Origin of the sequence: Larkinella sp. C7 (genome assembly GCF_006149005.1) — a bacterium.
Classification (GTDB): domain Bacteria; phylum Bacteroidota; class Bacteroidia; order Cytophagales; family Spirosomataceae; genus Larkinella.
In genome coordinates this window covers 1-515 of the sequence record NZ_VBSL01000119.1, presented here as the reverse complement: position 1 = coordinate 515, position 515 = coordinate 1, and the positions used below count along the sequence as shown (strand labels likewise).

Genomic DNA, 515 nt, shown 5'->3' with positions numbered 1-515 from the left:
AAGGAGCATAATTCTGCGTATGGGCAATTTTTAAGGTTGTTACCTTATCACTATTAACTCCTTGTCCTGCAAAATGACGGCCGATAAAGGTACCGCCAATAAGTAAAACAAGAATTCCGCCTGCTATGAACCATTTTTTTGTGTTATTTTTTTGTGCCATCCATTGACCTCCATTCTACCAAGCAGCTGCTTCTTTTACCCAAGCTATGCGCTCAGCGCCGNTTTTTTGTGTTATTTTTTTGTGCCATCCATTGACCTCCATTCTACCAAGCAGCTGCTTCTTTTACCCAAGCTATGCGCTCAGCGCCGATATCACTTGGAATCGTGCAGTCAGCACCAATAATAGTGGCTCTCGTACCCGCTTCTTGTAAAAGTTCTTTCACACGCGCTTGAACTTCCTCTTTACTGCCACTGTACAACACTCCCTCTTGAGTATTGACAAAACCACCTAAAACAGGTTTTCCGCCAAAGAGCTCTCGTCCCTTGGACAGACTAACTCCTTCAGGCTTTACTGC

At 44.2% G+C, this 515-nt stretch carries 1 protein-coding gene; it reads right to left on the bottom strand.

Features of this window, described 5'->3' with window-relative positions; translation table 11 throughout:
• Positions 1–263 precede the first annotated feature (263 nt).
• The coding region (locus FH871_RS34670) for a hypothetical protein (protein ID WP_212768352.1) at positions 264–515 on the bottom strand (252 nt) is incomplete at its 5' end.